The sequence below is a fragment of the Echinicola marina genome (genome assembly GCF_020463795.1).
Classification (GTDB): domain Bacteria; phylum Bacteroidota; class Bacteroidia; order Cytophagales; family Cyclobacteriaceae; genus Echinicola; species Echinicola marina.
On record NZ_CP080025.1, the window covers coordinates 1,716,001 to 1,734,887 of the forward strand.

At 40.5% G+C, this 18,887-nt stretch carries 17 protein-coding genes; 12 read left to right on the forward strand and 5 right to left on the reverse strand.

All coding sequences use genetic code 11. The annotated features are described in order from the left end of the window. Positions 1-99 precede the first annotated feature (99 nt). The 7 genes from KZP23_RS07260 (at position 100) to KZP23_RS07290 (ending at position 9,481) form a co-directional block, all read left to right on the forward strand. Positions 100-1,164 (forward strand): FAD:protein FMN transferase, encoded by a 1,065-nt coding sequence (locus KZP23_RS07260; protein WP_226335428.1) that lies wholly within the window; start codon positions 100-102, stop codon positions 1,162-1,164. Between the two features lie 102 nt (positions 1,165-1,266). Continuing rightward, on the forward strand, positions 1,267-1,998 hold the full coding sequence (locus KZP23_RS07265) for a ZIP family metal transporter (RefSeq protein WP_226335429.1): 732 nt from the start codon (positions 1,267-1,269) through the stop codon (positions 1,996-1,998). A gap of 246 nt (positions 1,999-2,244) precedes the next feature. Then, positions 2,245-2,502 carry a DUF4212 domain-containing protein gene (locus KZP23_RS07270; protein ID WP_226335430.1) on the forward strand — a complete coding sequence of 86 codons (258 nt, stop codon included), beginning with the start codon at positions 2,245-2,247 and terminating at the stop codon, positions 2,500-2,502. A gap of 30 nt (positions 2,503-2,532) precedes the next feature. After that, on the forward strand, positions 2,533-4,236 hold the full coding sequence (locus KZP23_RS07275; RefSeq protein WP_226335431.1) for a sodium:solute symporter family protein: 1,704 nt from the start codon (positions 2,533-2,535) through the stop codon (positions 4,234-4,236). 226 nt (positions 4,237-4,462) lie between these two features. Further along, positions 4,463-6,361 (forward strand): acetate--CoA ligase, encoded by a 1,899-nt coding sequence (gene acs, locus KZP23_RS07280; RefSeq protein WP_226335432.1) that lies wholly within the window; start codon positions 4,463-4,465, stop codon positions 6,359-6,361. A 498-nt stretch (positions 6,362-6,859) separates the two neighbouring features. After that, positions 6,860-8,806: a DUF294 nucleotidyltransferase-like domain-containing protein gene (locus KZP23_RS07285; protein ID WP_226335433.1), complete on the forward strand. Its 1,947-nt coding sequence runs from the start codon at positions 6,860-6,862 to the stop codon at positions 8,804-8,806. Continuing rightward, positions 8,807-9,481, forward strand: a complete 675-nt coding sequence (locus tag KZP23_RS07290) for a 3'-5' exonuclease (protein WP_226335434.1) — start codon at positions 8,807-8,809, stop codon at positions 9,479-9,481. Between the two features lie 56 nt (positions 9,482-9,537). Here the strand turns inward: KZP23_RS07290 and KZP23_RS07295 are convergent, their stop codons facing one another. After that, entirely contained in the window at positions 9,538-10,926 is a 1,389-nt protein-coding gene (locus KZP23_RS07295; RefSeq protein ID WP_226335435.1) for a DUF4403 family protein, read from the reverse strand. A gap of 306 nt (positions 10,927-11,232) precedes the next feature. Between KZP23_RS07295 and ytxJ the strand changes: the two genes are divergently transcribed. The 5 genes from ytxJ to KZP23_RS07320 all read left to right on the forward strand — a co-directional run bounded on the left by ytxJ (position 11,233) and on the right by KZP23_RS07320 (position 16,633). Next, a complete protein-coding gene (gene ytxJ / locus KZP23_RS07300; protein WP_226335436.1) occupies positions 11,233-11,571 on the forward strand; it encodes a bacillithiol system redox-active protein YtxJ in 339 nt (112 codons plus the stop codon). Between the two features lie 195 nt (positions 11,572-11,766). Further along, entirely contained in the window at positions 11,767-14,649 is a 2,883-nt protein-coding gene (locus KZP23_RS07305; protein WP_226335437.1) for an outer membrane beta-barrel protein, read from the forward strand. A 171-nt stretch (positions 14,650-14,820) separates the two neighbouring features. Beyond that, a complete protein-coding gene (locus KZP23_RS07310; protein WP_226335438.1) occupies positions 14,821-15,222 on the forward strand; it encodes an SDR family NAD(P)-dependent oxidoreductase in 402 nt (133 codons plus the stop codon). Between the two features lie 107 nt (positions 15,223-15,329). Next, complete coding sequence (locus tag KZP23_RS07315) at positions 15,330-15,830, forward strand: TspO/MBR family protein (protein WP_226335439.1); 501 nt, start codon at positions 15,330-15,332, stop codon at positions 15,828-15,830. A 287-nt stretch (positions 15,831-16,117) separates the two neighbouring features. Next, entirely contained in the window at positions 16,118-16,633 is a 516-nt protein-coding gene (locus tag KZP23_RS07320; RefSeq protein ID WP_226335440.1) for an SRPBCC family protein, read from the forward strand. A 42-nt stretch (positions 16,634-16,675) separates the two neighbouring features. Here KZP23_RS07320 and KZP23_RS07325 read toward each other — a convergent pair whose 3' ends face one another. The 4 genes from KZP23_RS07325 to KZP23_RS07340 all read right to left on the reverse strand — a co-directional run bounded on the left by KZP23_RS07325 (position 16,676) and on the right by KZP23_RS07340 (position 18,815). After that, positions 16,676-17,155: a MarR family winged helix-turn-helix transcriptional regulator gene (locus KZP23_RS07325; protein ID WP_226335441.1), complete on the reverse strand. Its 480-nt coding sequence runs from the start codon at positions 17,153-17,155 to the stop codon at positions 16,676-16,678. Further along, the gene (locus tag KZP23_RS07330; protein WP_226335442.1) at positions 17,152-17,634 is read right to left on the reverse strand and encodes a glutathione peroxidase; all 483 of its coding nucleotides are present in this window, start codon (positions 17,632-17,634) and stop codon (positions 17,152-17,154) included. Before KZP23_RS07330 ends, KZP23_RS07325 begins: the two co-directional genes overlap by 4 nt. Positions 17,635-17,637: 3 nt before the next feature. After that, entirely contained in the window at positions 17,638-18,060 is a 423-nt protein-coding gene (locus tag KZP23_RS07335; RefSeq protein WP_226335443.1) for a DoxX family protein, read from the reverse strand. Between the two features lie 101 nt (positions 18,061-18,161). Next, the gene (locus tag KZP23_RS07340) at positions 18,162-18,815 is read right to left on the reverse strand and encodes a transglycosylase domain-containing protein (protein WP_226335444.1); all 654 of its coding nucleotides are present in this window, start codon (positions 18,813-18,815) and stop codon (positions 18,162-18,164) included. Between the last annotated feature and the right edge of the window lie 72 nt (positions 18,816-18,887).

Sequence of the window (18,887 nt, forward strand, 5' to 3'; positions counted from 1 at the left end):
ATCAAAGTAGGAAAAAGTCAGTAGCCATGGACTTGTGACAGACTTTTGGGGACAATTAAAAAAATAAAAATTAACTTTCGGGAAAATTTCCTGATTTACATGCAAAAGAACGCCAGAAAAAATATTATTTACTCCATCATTCTCTTGTTGGTGGTTTTTTTAGTATTCCTTTACAGACAAAATCAAAATGCCCCTAAAACTCCAGAGCCAGAGAAAGAGGGGAAGATGGTCATTAGCGGCCAAACGATGGGAACATCCTATAGGATTGTTTATTTGGATTTGGAAAACAGGGATTTTACAGCTTCGGTGGATTCTCTTTTGGAAGTTTTCAATGAATCTTTGTCTACCTATATTCCATCATCTGAGCTGAGCCGTTTCAATCAAGGGGATACGCTGTTTTTTGAGTCGAAATTCTTTCCGGCCATTTTGGAAAGAGGTAGGGAGATTAATGAGCAAACCGCTGGTGCCTTTGACCCAACAGTTGGTCCGCTGGTAAATGTTTGGGGATTTGGTCCAGAGGGGGCAAGCCCGAAGGATAGTGTGGATATTGGGGCATTACTCAGAAAAGTCGGTTATAGCAAAATCCAGTTTGATGAGGAGAAGGTTTGGAAATCGCAGCCCGAAGTTTACCTGGATTTCAGTGCTATTGCCAAGGGCTACGGAGTAGATGTGGTGGCTACTTTTTTGAAAAGTAAGGGAGTCAAGGACATGTTGGTAGAGATTGGCGGAGAGTTGGTGGCTAAGGGTAGCAATGAAAACGGGGAATTATGGAAAGTAGGTGTGAACCAGCCCAGTGACGATGTTAGTAATAATGATATTTATAGCATCATAGCATTGGATAATCGTGGAATGGCCACTTCTGGAAATTATAGGAATTATTATGTGAAAGATAGCGTTAGGTACTCTCATACCATCAATCCCAAAACAGGTTACCCAGTAAATCATCAGTTGCTGTCAGCTACAGTGTTGGCCAAGGACTGTATGACTGCAGATGCTTTTGCTACGGCCATGATGGTGATGGGCACAGAAGAGGCAATTGCTTTGCAGGAAAAGATGACGGATATCGAAGTGTTCCTTATTTATGATGAAGGAGGAGAAATGAAAACCTTTGTCAGTGAAAAGCTGAAACCTTTTGTTTCCTATATCAAAGGGCAAGAGCAATAAGGGGGGAGGATAGGCAATCTTATTGATTGTTATTTTAAAATTGTTGGGGATTTTATTCCAAATTCTAATTGTAAAGAAGTCGGATAAGCATACTGAAAACCTATGGTCGGAAAATTTCTAATACTTTTTTTATCTGCCCTGATTGCGGGCTTGTTGGCATATGCTGTGCCAAAGTGGAAGGAAAAGAGCTTTAAGCTGGTATTGGTTTTTGCGGGTTCTTATCTTTTTTCCATCACCGTTTTACATATTTTACCTGAGTTGTTTGCCAATAGGGATTCGGCTTATTATATGGGCTTGTATGTACTGATCGGTTTTTTGTTGCAACAGGTGTTGGAGTTTCTTTCCTCTGGTATAGAGCATGGCCATATCCATCACCATGGTACCGGAAAGAATACGGTATGGATGGTGATGATAGGACTGTCCTTGCATGCTTTTTTAGAGGGGACCTTATTGAGTCAACAGCCCTCTCTTTCAGGTCATCATCATGGTACAGAAACTTTACTGTTGGGGATTATCATGCATAAGGCCCCGGCGGCTTTTGCCTTGGTTGCAGTGTTGATGAATAATTTGAAGAGGAATTTGGTTTTAATATTGCTAATGGTCTTTGCTTTGGCTTCTCCATTGGGTATGCTTTCAAGTCAGTTTCTTTTTGCACAGGAGATTTTGGGAACTGAAACGATAGATATCCTATTTGGATTGGTTGCAGGTGGTTTTCTTCATATTTCCACGACTATATTTTTTGAAAGTAGTCCACATCATAAATTTCATTTGAACAGGTTATTGCTCAGCCTACTGGCGGCTTTATTGGCGATAGCTACTGAATATTTGATATAGTAATTGTTCAGGGTTGATTGGTGATTCTAGCTGAGAAATGTGATCAAATTTAGATGTTTGCTGCCATTTGATCAGGTTTGGAGAAAAATGTTTGGAAATAGTCTGGATTATCAGTGTATTTGTTGTTATTTAAAGGTTTGATATAAGGTAGGAAGTGTTGAGTTGGTGATCATCCAAAGGATTATTCGTTTTCAACGCGCACTACTTAAAGTCTTTTAATTTAACCCCAAATACCCTTTTTATAACATGACTCATCAAGAAAGAATGAAGGCTTATTGGAGGAAGAATGTTAAAATTCTTTTGTCTCTTCTGGCCGTTTGGTTTTGCGTATCCTTTGGTTGCGGCATTTTGTTAGTGGATTTTTTTGATCAATGGCATATAGGAGGTTTTAAGCTGGGATTTTGGTTTGCCCAGCAAGGCTCCATTTATGTTTTTGTAATATTAATTTTTGTTTATGTCTGGCTTTTGAACAGGCTGGATAGGGAGTTTGATGTACACGAATAAATTTTTATACCACAGCGAAATCATTAAATCATGGATATTTTAGTTTGGACTTACATTTTAGTGGGGCTTTCTTTTGCCCTTTATATAGGTATAGCGATTTGGACCCGGGCGGGTTCTACCAAGGAATTTTACGTAGCAGGAGGCGGGGTGTCCCCGCTGGCCAATGGGATGGCAACAGGGGCTGACTGGATGTCTGCCGCTTCATTCATTTCAATGGCAGGAGTGATTTCCTTTGCAGGTTATGATGGTTCTGTTTATTTGATGGGCTGGACAGGAGGTTATGTGTTGCTGGCCCTATTATTGGCGCCCTATCTGCGTAAGTTTGGAAAATTTACGGTGCCTGATTTTGTGGGAGACCGTTATTATTCCAATAAAGCAAGAGTTGTGGCCGTGATTTGTGCCATTTTCATTTCTTTTACTTATGTGGCCGGACAAATGCGCGGTGTAGGGATTGTATTCTCGAGGTACCTGGAAGTTGATATCAATACTGGTGTGATTATCGGGATGTGCATCGTATTTTTCTATGCTGTTTTGGGAGGAATGAAAGGAATTACCTATACACAGGTGGCTCAGTATTGTGTGCTGATTTTTGCATTTATGGTGCCGGCTATTTTTGTTTCCATGCAGCTGACCAGTAATCCAATTCCCCAGCTTGGATTGGGAGGAACGGTGGCAGATGGAACTTTCCTTTTGGATAAATTGGATGGTGTATTGACTGAATTGGGCTTTAATGCTTATACCACCGGGCAAAAGCCAATGATAGATATGTTTGCCATTACCTTGGCCTTGATGGTAGGTACAGCAGGTTTGCCGCATGTGATTGTCCGCTTTTTTACCGTTCCTAGGGTCAAGGACGCGAGACTTTCAGCCGGCTATGCTTTGGTCTTTATCGCAATCCTGTATACCACTGCTCCAGCGGTAGCGGCTTTTGGGATTTATAATGCCATAGATTCTGTAGCTGAAAAGCCAGTGGATGAGTTGCCTGAGTGGGTGCAGAATTGGCAGCAGACGGAATTGATACAGATTGATGACAAGAATGGAGATGGTACAGTGCAATACCTTGCTGAGGCGGAGAAAAATGAACTGACCATAGACAAGGATATCATGGTTTTGGCCAATCCGGAGATAGCAGAATTGCCCAACTGGGTGGTAGGCTTGGTGGCAGCTGGAGGAATGGCAGCAGCGCTTTCTACAGCAGCAGGTCTGCTTTTGGTGATTTCTACCTCTGTTTCACGGGATTTGGTGAAAAACTTCAATCCTGGAATTTCTGACAAGAAAGAATTGATGATCGCTAGAGGTGCTGCAGCGGTAGCAGTGGTTGTGGCTGGCTATTTTGGTGTGAATCCTCCTGGTTTTGTTGCCCAGGTGGTAGCTTTTGCCTTTGGTTTAGCAGCGGCTTCTTTTTTCCCGGTGATCATTATGGGGATTTTCTCCAAAAGGATGAACAAGGAAGGGGCCATAGCGGGTATGTTGACCGGTTTGGTTTTTACCCTGTCCTATATCATATATTTTAAGTTTGGTACGGAACTTTTCGGAATTTCGGCAGAGCAACTGACTGCTGAAAATTGGCTGTTTGGCATTTCCCCTGAAGGGATCGGTTCTGTTGGGATGCTATTGAATTTCGTGGTGAGTTTTGTGGTGTCCATGATGACTCCAGCTCCACCCGTTGCTGTTCAAGAGATGGTGGAGGATATCCGTATTCCTAGAGGTGCTGGAGAGGCACATTCCCATTAGCTTTTTGTTAAATAATCCTAACAGGATATCTATTTAGGATTCGACTCGTTATATTTTAACAAAAGATTGGAATGGTTGTGTGCGTGGAGATTTAATATGGTAGAAAGTGGTCTTTTTCGAAATATTTCTTTAATGTATTGTTTGTTTTTCGAAATATTAGAAATAGCTTGAGGATCCAAAAAAGGATAGAACAAATTAATAATACAACCTAAAATTAGATTTATATATGAGTGATAGAATCCACACCCTAAGTGGTTATTTTCATGAATATCAAAAAAGTGTTACTGAACCAGAACAGTTTTGGGCGAGGATCGCAGATTCCTTTCATTGGAAAAAGCGATGGGATAAGGTTTTAGACTGGAATTTTGAAGGACCAGACGTGAAGTGGTTTGTCAATGGTAAACTCAATATCACCGAAAATATACTAGAAAGACACCTGTTCATTATGGGGGATCGGCCAGCGATCATTTGGGAACCCAATGACCCCAATGAGGAAGGCAGGACTTTAACATATCGTCAGCTTTATCATGCAGTATGTCAGTTTTCCAATGCTTTAAAAGCTAAAGGGATAAAGAAAGGTGATAAAGTGATTATCTATATGCCAATGGTGCCGGAAGCGGCGATTGCCATGTTGGCCTGTGCCAGGATTGGAGCTGTCCATTCAGTTGTTTTTGCTGGTTTTTCCAGTAATGCCTTGGCAGATAGAATCAATGACTGTGAAGCGAAGGCGGTATTGACTTCTGATGGGAATTTCAGAGGTAGCAAGAAGATAGATGTAAAGGCTGTAGTGGATGAGGCTTTGGAGAGAACCAATACTGTGGAATCCGTCATTGTTTATCAGAGGACCAAGCAGGAGGTGAATATGAAGGAAGGCCGAGACTATTGGTGGCATGATGTCATCAAGGGCCAGCCTGATACCAATGAAGCAGAGGTAATGGACAGTGAGGACATGCTGTTTATCTTATATACCTCAGGATCTACAGGAAAACCAAAAGGCGTGGTACATACGACTGGTGGTTATATGGTTTACTCTAAATATTCATTTGAAAATGTGTTCCAATATTCGCCGGGTGATGTTTATTGGTGTACAGCAGATATAGGGTGGATTACTGGCCATTCCTATATCGTTTACGGACCATTATTGGCTGGTGCCACATCCATTATGTTTGAGGGGGTACCTACCTATCCCGATGCTGGAAGATTCTGGGCAGTAGTAGATAAATATCAGGTAAACCAGTTCTATACAGCACCTACGGCCATCCGGGCATTGGAAGCACATGGAACCAAGCCTATCGAGCCATACAAGTTGGATTCTCTTAAGGTGCTTGGTTCTGTGGGAGAGCCTATCAACGAGGAAGCTTGGCACTGGTACCATACTCATATTGGAAAGAATAAATGTCCTATTGTGGATACTTGGTGGCAAACCGAAACGGGTGGCATTATGGTGTCTCCTTTGGCAGGGGTCACTCCGACCAAACCGGCTTATGCTACTTTGCCACTCCCAGGTGTTCAGCTGGCCATCGTTGATCCCGAAGGAAAAGAGCTGAAAGGAAATTCTGTAGAGGGAAATCTCTGCGTAAAATTCCCTTGGCCAGGAATGATCCGAACTACTTATGGGGATCATGAGCGTTGTAAGCAGACTTATTTCTCCACTTATAAGGGAATGTACTTTACTGGCGATGGCGTCAAAAGGGACCATGATGGATATTACAGAATACTGGGTAGGGTAGATGATGTCATCAATGTGTCTGGCCATAGAATGGGTACTGCCGAGGTAGAAAATGCCATTAATGAGCACCCTAAAGTGATCGAATCTGCTGTGGTAGGCTATCCACATGAGGTCAAAGGACAAGGAATCTATGCCTATGTGATCTGTGATATGAAGAACAGGACGGAGGAAAACCTCAAAGGTGAAATAAAGGATACGATCAGTAAAATCATTGGTCCTATCGCCAAGCCGGATAAAATCCAGATTGTACCAGGCTTGCCAAAAACCCGTTCGGGAAAAATCATGCGAAGGATCTTAAGAAAGGTTGCAGAAGGTTCTATGGACAATATGGGGGATACTTCCACTCTACTGGATCCAGGGGTTGTGGATGAAATCATCAAAGGCAGGATAGAGTAATTAAAGATTGGTATAGAACAAAAGCCGTTTCTTGATTTAAGAAACGGCTTTTTTCATGAATAGAGCTTGCTGTAAATTGTGTTCTTCATTCAACCCGAAATATGCATTAGCTTATCTATTACGGACTGAAAATGCTTTAAAATCAGTCGCTTTGCTGCTGTTTTCGACTTCACCATAGCGGTGCTATGCCTCAGTCTCCAAACAGCCTGATTTTCTTGCATTTTCAGCCCTCACTACGATTGCTAATGCATAATCCGGGTTCAACCCGCATTATGTATTAGCCTGTTTATTATGAGTTGAAACTCCGTTTAAATCAGTCTATTTGCTTCCTGGTTGATAGGGGATGATTTTCTTGCAGTTTTGCATATTCCGGGTTCAATAACCTTTCTTTCTTCATACTTTTACCTTTCAGCGGTTTTTAAGTAGATTAGCCTGCTAATAGGAGCCATATGCAGGTACTGTACCTTTGAGAGTGCCTATAGCCCAAAACCAATAACCATGTCAAATGTAATTGTCAATAGGGTAAAGGAGTTTTTATTTCGATATCCTCCTTTCAGTTTTCTTTCGGATGAGCTTTTGGAAAGCGTAGCCAAGGAAGTAGAGCTGATGTATTTCAGTAGGGAAGAGTACATCTTTAGGAAGGGAAACCCGGCCAATCCCCATTTTTTTGTGTTGAAGGAAGGATCAGTTTACCTTACGGAAGAAGATTCTGGAAAGATGGTGGTCAAGGATTATTGTGATGAAGGCGATGTTTTTGGAGTAATGGCACTTTTGGGTAACAGGCCCTATGTCTTGAATGCCTATGCGGCAGAAGATAGTCTTTTATATGCTGTACCAGTGGATATTTTTAATAAGATCCTCAAAGAAAACAGCGAAGTCAGTTTGTATTTTGCAGCAGGGTTTGCTGCCGGTCAGGTAGTGGTAAGGACCGATCTTTCCCAATCGCAAAAGGCAAGAAAATTATTTAGGGATGCGAATTCTGACCATGGTCTCTCTTTGTTTCTGGAAAATGGCAAGGTTAATTTTCCTACGGATGTGGTGAGTTGTCAGCAGGGAGCCAAGATAAGTGAAGCGGCAAGGATGATGCATGAAAAGGATGTAGGCTCCATAGTGGTGTTGGATGTTCAGGAGCATCCTGTTGGGATTATTACGGATAAGGATTTAAGAAATAGAGTGGTGGCCACTGGACTATCAGTGGATGCCAAAGTGGAGGAAATCATGACCTCTCCGGTGATGACCATGCACCATAAAAGTAATTTTCCTAGCCTGTATTTGATGATGATCAAGCATCATCTGCACCATTTGGTGTTGACTGAAGATGGGACAGATCAAAGTAAGATCACAGGTATTCTTTCCGACCATGATGTCTTTTTGTCCCAGGGAAATAGCCCTGCAGTCCTCATTCATGCTTTGATGAATACCTGGGATGTGGAGGAGATGAAAGTGATCAGGGACCGTGCAGAGAATCTGTTGGCCTATTATTTGGAAAATGAAGTGGCTATAGATTTTATTGCCAATATTATCTCTGAGGTCAATGATGTGATTATCAGAAGGGCGATATTATTGGCCAAGAAAAAACTGGACCCAAGTTATCCTAAAGCCGCCAAGGTACCATTTTGTTTTCTATCCTTGGGGAGTGAAGGCAGACAGGAGCAGTTGCTCAGGACAGACCTGGACAATGCTTTAGTATATGAAGATGTGGAAGAAGCAGAGCGGGAGAATACCAAGGCTTATTTTCAACAACTTTCTGATGAGGTTATCAAAGTACTGCTGGCATGTGGTTTTCACCCTTGCCCCAGTAAAGTCATGGCAAATAATTCAGCTTGGTGTAATTCGCTTTCTATCTGGGAATCTTATTTCAATGAGTGGGTCAATCTACCCGATGAAGAGTCCTTGATTAAAGCGACCATTTTCTTTGATTTTAGGCCTGTTTTTGGAAACAAGGAGCTTGCGGAGGCCATGACCCGACATATCTTTAAGGCAATTGATAAAAGGGAAGTGTTTATGAGTTTTTTGGCCAATAATGCGCTTTTGAACCCGCCACCTTTGGGTTTTTTTAGGAATTTTATTGTGGAGAAATCCGGTGAACATAAAGACCAGTTTGATATTAAACTGCGGGCCATGTTGCCTCTGGCGGATGCAGCTAGGTTATTGATTTTGAGCCACCGACATATGGGTGTCAATAATACCTTCAAAAGATTTGAAGTATTGGCCGAACTGGAACCTCAAAATGCAGAGCTTTTCAGGGAAGCAGGAAAAGCTTATGAGATATTCTTGCGTCTTAGGGCATTGGAGGGGATTGGTTCAGATTCCTCAGGCAGATATATCAGCCCGAATTCCTTGGGTAAATTGCAGCGACGAATGTTGAAGAATGCCTTTTCTCCAATCCGTCAAATTCAAGAGATGTTGGCTTTGAGATTTCAAACTGATTTTATTGATAGGTAAATGAGCTGGTTGGATATTTTTCGTAAGAAAGCAAATAAAATTCCGGAAGTAGAGCATTATGAATCATTATTTGAGGTGGATCATGCCAAGAATACAGCTCTCAAAGAACTATCCTTTGTGGTCTTAGATACAGAGACGACAGGTTTGGATGTAAAAAAAGACCATGTACTTGCTTTTGGCGGTGTCAAAATCATTAAGGGGCGAATCAAGGTGGATACAAGCATGGAAAGTTTGTTGTTTTCTACCAAACAAAATGTATCAAGTATTAAAATCCACGAAATCATCCAATCCAATGATGCCATGCCCATTGATGATTTTGTGAAAGAGTTATTGCCTTATTTGGGAAAACATATTATGGTGGCCCATCATGCGGGTTTTGACCTAGCTATGTTGGAAAAACTGGTGAAGCCTTATGGCCTTAGAAAGATCTTGAATCCCATTGTAGATACAGGAGACCTGGCCATTCGTATAGAACATGGCGTGCCCTATGATCCCAACCGTATCAACCTGGAGAACTATAGTTTGGATGCTTTATGCGAAAGGTACAATATCCCCATTCATGATCGACACACTGCGGCGGGGGATGCGTTTTTGACCGCACAATTATTGCTCAAACTCCTGAAGGAGGCTGAAAAAAGAGGGATCAAGACTTATGGGGATTTGATGAGATACTAAAGAGCCTACTAAGATGTTAGTATCTAGTAGCGAGATTAGGAAAGAGAATTCCCTGTTTAATCTTTGAGCTTTACTTCCATCTGGCCGGTTGATTTAAGATAAAGTCTGATGTCTTCTTTCGTTGTATAGATTCCTTCTACATCCAAGGCAGGTCTGATGACCCTAAAAGAGGCAAATTTGGTGTCTATATAACCTTGCTGTTGCAATTCCATTCTGGCTTCTTTGATATAGTCACCAATAGGATAGCTGGCATATTTTTGGATTTCTTCCAGTAACTGCCCCTGTTTCATCCAGCTGGCACTGTTTGCTAGAATGTTTTTGGTGTTGATATCGAAGTCTATATCCTCAAAAACAATAGACTCTGTTAAGGGATCATAGGAGGGTTTTCCAACCAAATAAATATTGCCAGAAATATTCTTTTTGCCGTTTCTGTTGACCAAAAAATCCACTTTTACCAAGGCTTTATCGCCAAAGTTCTGGGTTTTAAAAGCTTTTGGAATCAGTTGGGTGCTGCCGTCCATTTTAAAGGATTGACCGGCTAACATATCATTGAGGTACTTGTCCATATCCTGATAGGGAATGGATAAGGGCAAGGTGATGTCCAAGTAATTATTGTCATCATCATTATAATAAAGCTTGGGCAAGGGACTTAGCTCAACGACAGGTTCAGATCCTATTTGGGTAAATACTTCGCCCTCTATGCCGATGGTAAGTGCAAGTTTTTGGTCCGTAGTAAACTTCTCTTTTACTTTAATTTTATGCGGGACAGTATATACATAGGCATCAAATCCCTCATGTTCGATTTTGACTGGTCGACCATAGGCTTCCCATGTTTCTTGAATCATGTCTCTAAAGCTAATCCGGCTGAGGTTTTCACCGGTGAGTTGGTCGTCCAGCATCTTTTCCACATGTTCTTTTAGTATGGGTTCAAGATCAAATTCATAACCTAGCAAATTGTATTTTAGAGACCTTCCCCAGCTCTCAATATTGATGTTGGATATGCCAATATCCCAGTTGCTACCTATTTCCGGAATGAAACTTACCTTGGGTTGCAGAGCTTCATCAAAGGGAATGGCGGTGGAAATGCTCTGTCCAAAAAGCTTCTTTTCAATATTGATTTTCCCTTTTAGCTTTAAGGGCAGTTCTATTTGCAATTGGTTTTGTCCCCGGGCGCTGAGTGCGATATTGCCAGTTTTGTTTACTTCCAAGTCGGCCACCAGACCATTTCCCATGTCCAGTCCCTTATCACTATAGAGCAGTTGGCTTAATTCCCTATTGAGGTTTTTTTCTATATAATCAAGCGGAATTTCTAAAGGCACATTCACTTTAGAGATCGCTTCTGGAAGGACAGCAGGAGCGCCTTGATATTCGGGTTTTTCAGGGTTTATCCCCTTACAGGAAACGATCAGCAGTAGTAAACTGATCATTACTATATTACTTTTCATAATGGACTTTTCAGGCTTACAAGATTAATAAATCATTTGGACTTTAGGGAGTCTGTGACCAAGTCTTTGCCATTTTCATGCCTTAAAATTTCTTAAATTCCAGTTTGGTATAAATTTCTTAATTAGATGATACAAAGATATTTACTTTAATATGGTTCATGGCAAAGGAACTGTGAAATGAGCGGTACGAGCTTGAATGCTGAAAGCTTGGGGTCCTTTTCTACGTTTATTTTGTTGATTTCCATTATCTTCGAACCAAAATATCCCTTTTGCGTGTTAGGGCATAGAAAATAAAACTTGACTATTATGGCTTGGAAATCAATCGAAAATTTGGCTCAGATTCAGCAGCTAAAAGAAGAAAGCAAAACCCAACCTGTTTTGATCTTTAAACATTCTACTAGCTGTTCCATTAGTGGAATGGCCTGGAACCGTCTTCAGCGCAACTGGCAAGATGAGGACTTTGAAAAGGTCAGTCCTTATATTTTGGATCTTTTGAGCTATAGGGATATATCAAATGCAATCGCAGTGGAGTTTGCTGTAGGACATGAGTCTCCTCAAGTTATTCTGGTAAAGGATGGCATGGCTTATTATGATAGTAGTCATATGGGGATCAATTATCAGGAAATCATTGGCCAGGTTGGTTGATTGGCTATTAGCCAAAAATATATTTGCGGTGCCTTCAGTTGCTGATGGCACCTTTTTATTTGAAATAAGGAGCGTCTAATTCATATCCATTTTTGACCACTTGTCAATAAAAATAGGATTTTGGGTATTATTTTCTGCTTGTAAATTAAACGTCTGTGGTCTGATGCTGTCTAATAGGCATCAAATTCAGGATTTATGAAACAAGCGATTACATTTTTAATTATTGGGATTTTACTTTCTACGTTTAATTGGCAGGTTGTTGCACAGCAGAATAGGGGTGGCAGAGGACAAGGCACTTCTGCTATGGGACCTTCCAGTATTGCAGGGCATGTGCTAGATGCAGAAACCAAGGAGCCTTTGATAGGTGCCAATGTGCGTTTAAAATCAGAGACGGACAGTATTATGGGGGCGGGAGTAACCGATGAGCGAGGTGATTTTACTATTGTTCGTCCAAGGGTTTCTCGTTTGATCGTGGAAATTTCATACATAGGCTATCTCAAATCGAGTCAAGTGATCGACCAGCGTGGATCAGTGGATCTGGGAGAGATCAGTTTGATGGGGAATAGTAATGAACTAGGAGAGGTATTGGTAGAAGGGCAGGTTCCTGTGGGTGAAATGAAAGGTGATACTGCTGTTTTCAATGCGGATGCTTTTAAGACCAAGGAAAATGGTTATGCGGAGGACCTGATCAAGAAGATTCCTGGGGTAGTCATAGAAAATGGTAAAATACAGGCCCAAGGGGAGGATGTGCAAAAGGTCTTAGTGGATGGCAGGGAGTTCTTTGGGAATGACCCTAATATTGCCTTGAAAAACCTCCCTTCCAATATGATAGACCAAGTAGAAATCTTAGACCAAAAATCAGATCAGTCCAGACTCACTGGTTTGGATGATGGCAATTATGCCAAGACCATTAATATCATTACCAAAGGAAATATGCGTAATGGGTATTTTGGAAGAGTCTATGGAGGATATGGCAATGAGGATAGATATTCAGCAGGAGGAAACATTAATCTCTTTAATGGAGACAAAAGAATATCCATTATCGGCCTATCCAATAATATTAACCAACAGAATTTTTCCTCCCAAGACCTACTGGGTGTGTCTGGTGGAGCAGGGGGAGGATCGCGGCGGAGAGGTGGCGGAGGGGGAGATGGTAACTTCCTTACCGGAAATAATAACGGCATTGCCAAGACCAATTCCCTAGGCCTTAACTACAGCGATAAATGGGGTGATAAAATGAATTTTACAGGTAGTTACTTTTTTAATCATTCGAACAATGGTCTGATTCAAAAAACGAACACGGAAACCGTTATCTCTGAGGATAAAAGGCAGTATTATCAAGAAGATCTCTTACGTAATACCAAAAATGAAAATCACCGTATCAATGCAAAAATTGAATATGATATAAACGAAAGTAATTCCCTTATCATCAGTCCTAGTTTGAGTTGGCAAAACAATAAAATGCTCAGTGATGAGTATGGTTTAAACCTAGATCAGGACTTAGATTCTTTAAGTGCTGCCCAGACAGGTAATTCACGATTGGCCGATGGTTATAATATTTCCAATAATCTTACTTATCGCTATAAATTTGATAAGCAAGGAAGAACCATAAGTACCAATATTTATACAGGGTTCAATAAAAGGGATCAAGTTACAGACTTGTTGATGGCCAATCGCGATTTTGTTAGGAGTTCAGTGGATACGGTCATTCAGCAAAGTAATGCCCTTTCTGATGGCTTCAATTATAGGGCAAATATTACCTATACTGAACCACTCAGTGAAAAGTCCATCATGTCCTTTGATTATCAGATAGGCAATAACAAAAGTGCAGCTGATCAAAAAACCTTTGTTTTAATGCAGGAACAGAATTTGATGGTCTTGGATACAGCCTTGAGCAATGAATTTGACAATAAGTTTACCACCCAAAAAGCAGGCGTCGGGTATCGCTTTAGTGATAATGGCCTTAATGTCAACTTCAATGTGGATTACCAAAATGCTCAGTTGAACAATCATGCGTTTTTTCCCGAGGAGGCGACTTTTAAAAGAAGTTTTAATAATGTTTTGCCCAACGCGAGCATCATGTATCGGGACAGGGAAAGTGGTAAAAATATCCGTTTTCGCTACAGAACCAGTACCAATGAGCCCAGCGTCAATCAATTACAAAATGTGATCAATAATAATAATCCATTGCAGCTGAGTGTAGGAAATCCCAATCTGGGACAGAGTTATAACCATAATTTCTTTATGAACTATGGAAAGTTTGACATGGAAAGGTCCAAGACCATGTTTTTGTTTGCAACGGGTTCATTTACCAACAACTATATAGGGACACACACTTATGTAGCAGAAAATGATACCTTGATCAATGGGGAGGTGCTTCTAAGAAAAGGAGGACAGATCACCCAACCTGTTAATTTGAGTGGCAACTGGAATGCAAGGCTGTTTTTTAATTATGGTACTCCTTTAGAAAAATTGAAATCTAATTTGAACCTAAATTCCAGTGTGAGCTATAATAGAACTCCTGGAATGATCAATAATGAAGTGAATTATAATAATAATATTGGTCTGACTCAGCGTTTGTCCTTGACGAGTAATATTTCAAAAGACATCGATTTTACGGTTTCTACTGCGACGACCTACAATATTGTCAAAAGCAGTTTGCAAAGTAACCTGGACAATAACTATTATCAGCAAAACTCCAATTTGCAGCTTTATTATTCTCCTAATGATGGAAAACTATTCTTTAATACAACTATGGCTAATACCCTTTATACTGGATTGTCAGAAGGCTTTGACCAGAGTATCTGGTTATGGAATATTGAGGGTGGATATAGATTTTTGAAGGATAATAAGGGAGAATTGAAACTGACTATTTTCGATATTTTGGGTCAAAATCAAAGTGTAAACAGGTCAGTTTCTGATGTGACCGTTTCAGATGTTTATTCCAATGTTTTGACCAGTTATGGCTTAGTGACTTTTACCTATATCATTGGTAAGTTCAAAAAGTCTGATGAAGATGAAAGAGGAGGCGGATTCAGGAGGTTTGGTCCTCCTCCTGGTGGGGCCAGAAGCTGGTAAGTGAAGGTATTATAGGTTATAGTTAATTTTTTAGAAATGCAGGATGGATGTGTCCTGTATTTCTTATATATGTCATGTAGCAGAAAATGGGCCTTTATCCTGCTAAAAAATGCTTGTTATACATATGTTGCTTGATGCTAAACAATTTGCCTTTGTGCTGGTTTAAGGATTATGCTAAATTATGTAATCATTGGGGCCTCATCTGGAATAGGTAAAGTACTGGTAAAACGATTTCTCAAAAAGGGGAACCATGTTTGGGCAAGTTATCAGCAGCATCAGCCTATAGCATTCAATGGTGTAAACGGTTTTTATCTGGATGTACGCGAAGATGATTGGGAAACGGAGGAATTAACTGGTGAATTGGAGTCAGGTATTCGGGGCAATTGTTTTGCTGCTTCTTTGACAGATGCACCACTGGGGAGTTTTTTGTTTTCGTCTGAAGAGAAGTGGGAGGCCAGTGCCAGAAGTCATGCGCGTAGAAGGATAGACAAAGTAGAAGATATTATGTCGATGGCAGCTTTATTACTTTCAGATAAAAGCAGAGTTAGATCAGTAGGTGGATTTTGCCGGTGAATGGGGAAATGTCTTCGACCAGGAAGTCAGACAGGCTTCGGACCACTTTATTAAAGGAGCTCGGGTTACTTGCATCGTAGGGGATAATCAGATCAAAATTTACTTTTATGGATACTATACTGGATTTTCAAAAAAATAAAATCAACTGGCTGAAGTTAGTCATTTGTGTGATTGGGATTGTGCTCTTGGGGAGCATTTCTGGCTTCGCCAATATCGGCAATATACAAACCTGGTATGCTGCTTTGGACAAACCGAGTTTTAATCCACCCAATAGTGTATTTGGCCCAGTATGGACTACCCTTTACGCCTTGATGGGGGTGAGCCTTTATCGGATTTGGCAGTCTCCAAAAACTGCACAACGGACCAAATCATTGAGGATATTTTTTGTTCAGCTCGTGTTGAACTTTTGCTGGAGTTTTATATTCTTTTATTTCCATTTACCAGGTTTTGCGGCCATTGAAATTTTGGTTTTATGGGGGATGATACTTTGGATGATCCTTAGTTTCCTTAAAATTAATCATTGGGCTGCCTATTTGCAGATTCCCTATTTGCTTTGGGTCAGCTTTGCCAGTGTTTTGAATATCAGTATTTGGTGGTTAAATAGTTAGGTATGTTTCTGGATGCTCTACCGATACCCGAATAAACTAAGTCTGATCTATGAGGATAAGTACCATTCAACGGTCTCCCTGAGCGTAGTCGAGGGGAGTGTTAAAGAATAAGAAATCGTGGGGTCACATTTTTGTCTATCTGTCGTCAAAAGTAGGTTTGACTTGATAGAAAATTACAGGCTTAATATGTGGTAAATACCATTTTTGGAAGGTTGTTGCAAGATACTACAAACAATTCCAGACCAGCAAGGTTTAATTCCTGTAGATTTGGCCTTAGGATTAGACAAATGGAAAATATTCAAAAGATATTCATGGCACACTATCAGTTATTTACCGAACAGAAAATACCCGCCAGCTTGGAGGAAGTCTGGGACTTTATTTCTTCCCCAGCCAATCTAAAAGTGATCACTCCCGATCATATGGGTTTTGATATTACTTCTAATAAGCTGCCAGAGAAGATGTATCCGGGAATGATCATTTCCTATAAGGTCAGCCCGCTTTTGGGTATCAAGATGACTTGGGTAACAGAAATCACCCATGTGGAGGAGAACGTTTTTTTTGTGGATGAGCAAAGAATTGGTCCCTATGCCATGTGGCACCATCAGCACCGTCTGACTCCCCTGGAAAATGGGGGCGTTTTGATGTCAGATATTGTGACCTATGAACCACCCATGGGACCACTAGGAGTAATAGCGAATGCTGTTTTTATCAAGAAACAACTGCAGCAGATTTTTGATTATCGCTTCAAGGCGATGGAGCAGAAGTTTGGGAAATATAAGCTCGAAGTGGCTTCAGAAAGGTAATATGCATTTTCCTTAACCTTTCAATAGGGATGGACCAGTGAACTATTTTACTTTCAGATCTTTGATGGAAAGTGTTTTTTTTGCCAAGATATCCACCAATCCAAATAGTGTTTTTTGAAACTCGACCAAATCTTCTTCTTGCATGGCATTATCTTGAAAAGAGGAGGTGATTTTTTGAGGGATGGAAAGGGCTTCTTCTCTTAGGGATTTTCCAGCTTTACTAAGGGAGATATTTACTGTCCTTTCATCTTCTGCGGAGCGTTTTCTTTGGATCAGCCCCTTTTGCTCCAATCTTTTTAATAAGGGCGTAAGGGTATTGGATTCTAAATAAAGCCGTTGCCCAATTTCCTTTACACTTAAGGTCTGGTATTGCCAAAGTACCAATAATACCAGGTACTGTGGATAGGTCAGGTCCATTTTGTCCAGATACGGTCCATAAACCTTGGTGGTAAGGCGGGAGGCAGCATAGAGCGGAAAGCATAATTGGTTTTCCAAGTAGAGGGAGGCAGCGTCATCTTTCATTTTTGCAGGGTCTCTAGGATAATTTTTTCCATTTTTTCCGGAGTGGTGGTCGGAGAAAATCTTTTTACAGGTTGGCCATTGGCATCAATTAGGAATTTAGTAAAATTCCATTTGATTTTTTTTCCAAGAATAACCCCAGGAAGTTCGGATTTTAAGAACTTAAAGAGGGGATGGGCATTTTTACCATTGACGTCAATTTTTTCAAACATGGGAAAGCTTACTCCATAATTCAGCTGACAAAACGCTTGTATTTCGTCTGATGTTCCAGCTTCTTGGTTGGCAAATTGGTTACAGGGAAAACCTAAAATTATCAAGCCTTGGTCCTTATATTGCTGATACAGTTTTTCCAAACCTTCATATTGAGGCGTGAGGCCACATTTACTTGCTGTATTGACTACCACTACCGTTTTTCCTTTGTAATCGCTCATACTAGCATTTTCTCCATTTAGCTTTTGAGCTTCAAAATCATAAAATGTCATCTTCTATTTCTTTTTTCGGTTTAACAAATATTTTAATGCGCCAGTTGACCAAAGTGCCCAGAGGATCAGTACGGGTTGGAAGAAAAGGCGGATCAGCCTTTTTTGATCAGTATCCAAGCCAAATGCATTTATCTCATTGGTATACTGAGAAATGTTTCCTGGAAATATCAAAACATAAAATATGGCCAATACTATACCTACCTTTATCTGGTGCTTCCATAGAAAGATCATGGCCAGGCCAAGAGAAATTTCCACTAATCCTGAGGAAAGCACCACAAAGTCCATAAATCCCGGATCATTTGGTAACCATCTGGGAACTTGTGCTTGAAATTCTTCCCGTTGGAATGTCAAGTGCCCAATTCCTGCCAGGGTCATAAAAGATCCCAGAAGGATGCGCATGATTTTTTGAAAGAAGCTTGCTTTCATAATAGTCGTAAAAGATTAAATCGTTCACGATTTAAAGGTAGTGAGATTATCATAACTTTCAAAGTTACCTGCTTGGATTTCTTTGTTTTAGTTAATTAGGCTCACTGTCGATCATAGAGAAAATCACTGTTGTCCTTGGGAATATATTTTCCCGAAAGGTAACGTTTCATCCTTTGGACTCTTAGATCATTGGCTTCTCTTTTATTGATGAAGTGAAAGGCATTTGGGGCACGAATCATGGCTATTAAAGCAAGATATTCATCATGGCTTAACTCTCTGAAAGGTTTGTCAAAGTAAAACTCCGCTGCATTTGCAAATCCATAGATTGCCGTTCTATTTCCCTGGCCCATATAAGCATGGTTGATAAATAGCTTTAGTATGGTGTCTTTTGGCGTTAAGGGGTCAAATGCATATCTAGCAATTAAACTCTGTTTGATTTTTGCTATTCCTGGCTTAAACCTTTCAAAATAAAAAAGCTTTACCAAACCTTGGCTTATCGTGGTAACTCCAGCTCCTGGAGTACTGATGTCAAAGCCCTTATGATGATAAAAGTTGGGATCTTGTATTTTTAGGAGTTCGTCCAACTGTTTCTTTGTTAGATCTGATAATTCCAGTTTTATTTGGTCTGGACTTAAAGCATGGTGAAGGATCTCCGGGGTTTTTGCTCGGGCATTCATTACGATAATGAAATAGTAGGTGAAAATAAGGCTTAATAGTATACCTAATGAGAGCAGGCCAATTTTTATTTTTTTCATTATAGTGTATAGGTGCTTCAATTTAAGCTGTTTCCAAAAGTGTGCCTGTTTTGAGGCTTTTGATAATATTTT

Excerpts from the sequence above, each read along its gene's own strand:
- KZP23_RS07310 (WP_226335438.1), top strand. The coding sequence starts at position 14,821 with ATGCTAAATTATGTAATCATTGGGGCCTCATCTGGAATAGGTAAAGTA.
- KZP23_RS07265 (WP_226335429.1), top strand. The coding sequence starts at position 1,267 with ATGGTCGGAAAATTTCTAATACTTTTTTTATCTGCCCTGATTGCGGGC.
- KZP23_RS07275 (WP_226335431.1), top strand. The coding sequence starts at position 2,533 with ATGGATATTTTAGTTTGGACTTACATTTTAGTGGGGCTTTCTTTTGCC.
- KZP23_RS07335 (WP_226335443.1), bottom strand. The coding sequence starts at position 18,060 with ATGAAAGCAAGCTTCTTTCAAAAAATCATGCGCATCCTTCTGGGATCT.
- KZP23_RS07325 (WP_226335441.1), bottom strand. The coding sequence starts at position 17,155 with ATGAAAGATGACGCTGCCTCCCTCTACTTGGAAAACCAATTATGCTTT.
- KZP23_RS07295 (WP_226335435.1), bottom strand. The coding sequence starts at position 10,926 with ATGAAAAGTAATATAGTAATGATCAGTTTACTACTGCTGATCGTTTCC.
- KZP23_RS07305 (WP_226335437.1), top strand. The coding sequence starts at position 11,767 with ATGAAACAAGCGATTACATTTTTAATTATTGGGATTTTACTTTCTACG.
- KZP23_RS07330 (WP_226335442.1), bottom strand. The coding sequence starts at position 17,634 with ATGACATTTTATGATTTTGAAGCTCAAAAGCTAAATGGAGAAAATGCT.
- KZP23_RS07315 (WP_226335439.1), top strand. The coding sequence starts at position 15,330 with ATGGATACTATACTGGATTTTCAAAAAAATAAAATCAACTGGCTGAAG.
- KZP23_RS07270 (WP_226335430.1), top strand. The coding sequence starts at position 2,245 with ATGACTCATCAAGAAAGAATGAAGGCTTATTGGAGGAAGAATGTTAAA.
- KZP23_RS07290 (WP_226335434.1), top strand. The coding sequence starts at position 8,807 with ATGAGCTGGTTGGATATTTTTCGTAAGAAAGCAAATAAAATTCCGGAA.
- KZP23_RS07285 (WP_226335433.1), top strand. The coding sequence starts at position 6,860 with ATGTCAAATGTAATTGTCAATAGGGTAAAGGAGTTTTTATTTCGATAT.
- ytxJ (WP_226335436.1), top strand. The coding sequence starts at position 11,233 with ATGGCTTGGAAATCAATCGAAAATTTGGCTCAGATTCAGCAGCTAAAA.
- acs (WP_226335432.1), top strand. The coding sequence starts at position 4,463 with ATGAGTGATAGAATCCACACCCTAAGTGGTTATTTTCATGAATATCAA.
- KZP23_RS07340 (WP_226335444.1), bottom strand. The coding sequence starts at position 18,815 with ATGAAAAAAATAAAAATTGGCCTGCTCTCATTAGGTATACTATTAAGC.
- KZP23_RS07320 (WP_226335440.1), top strand. The coding sequence starts at position 16,118 with ATGGAAAATATTCAAAAGATATTCATGGCACACTATCAGTTATTTACC.
- KZP23_RS07260 (WP_226335428.1), top strand. The coding sequence starts at position 100 with ATGCAAAAGAACGCCAGAAAAAATATTATTTACTCCATCATTCTCTTG.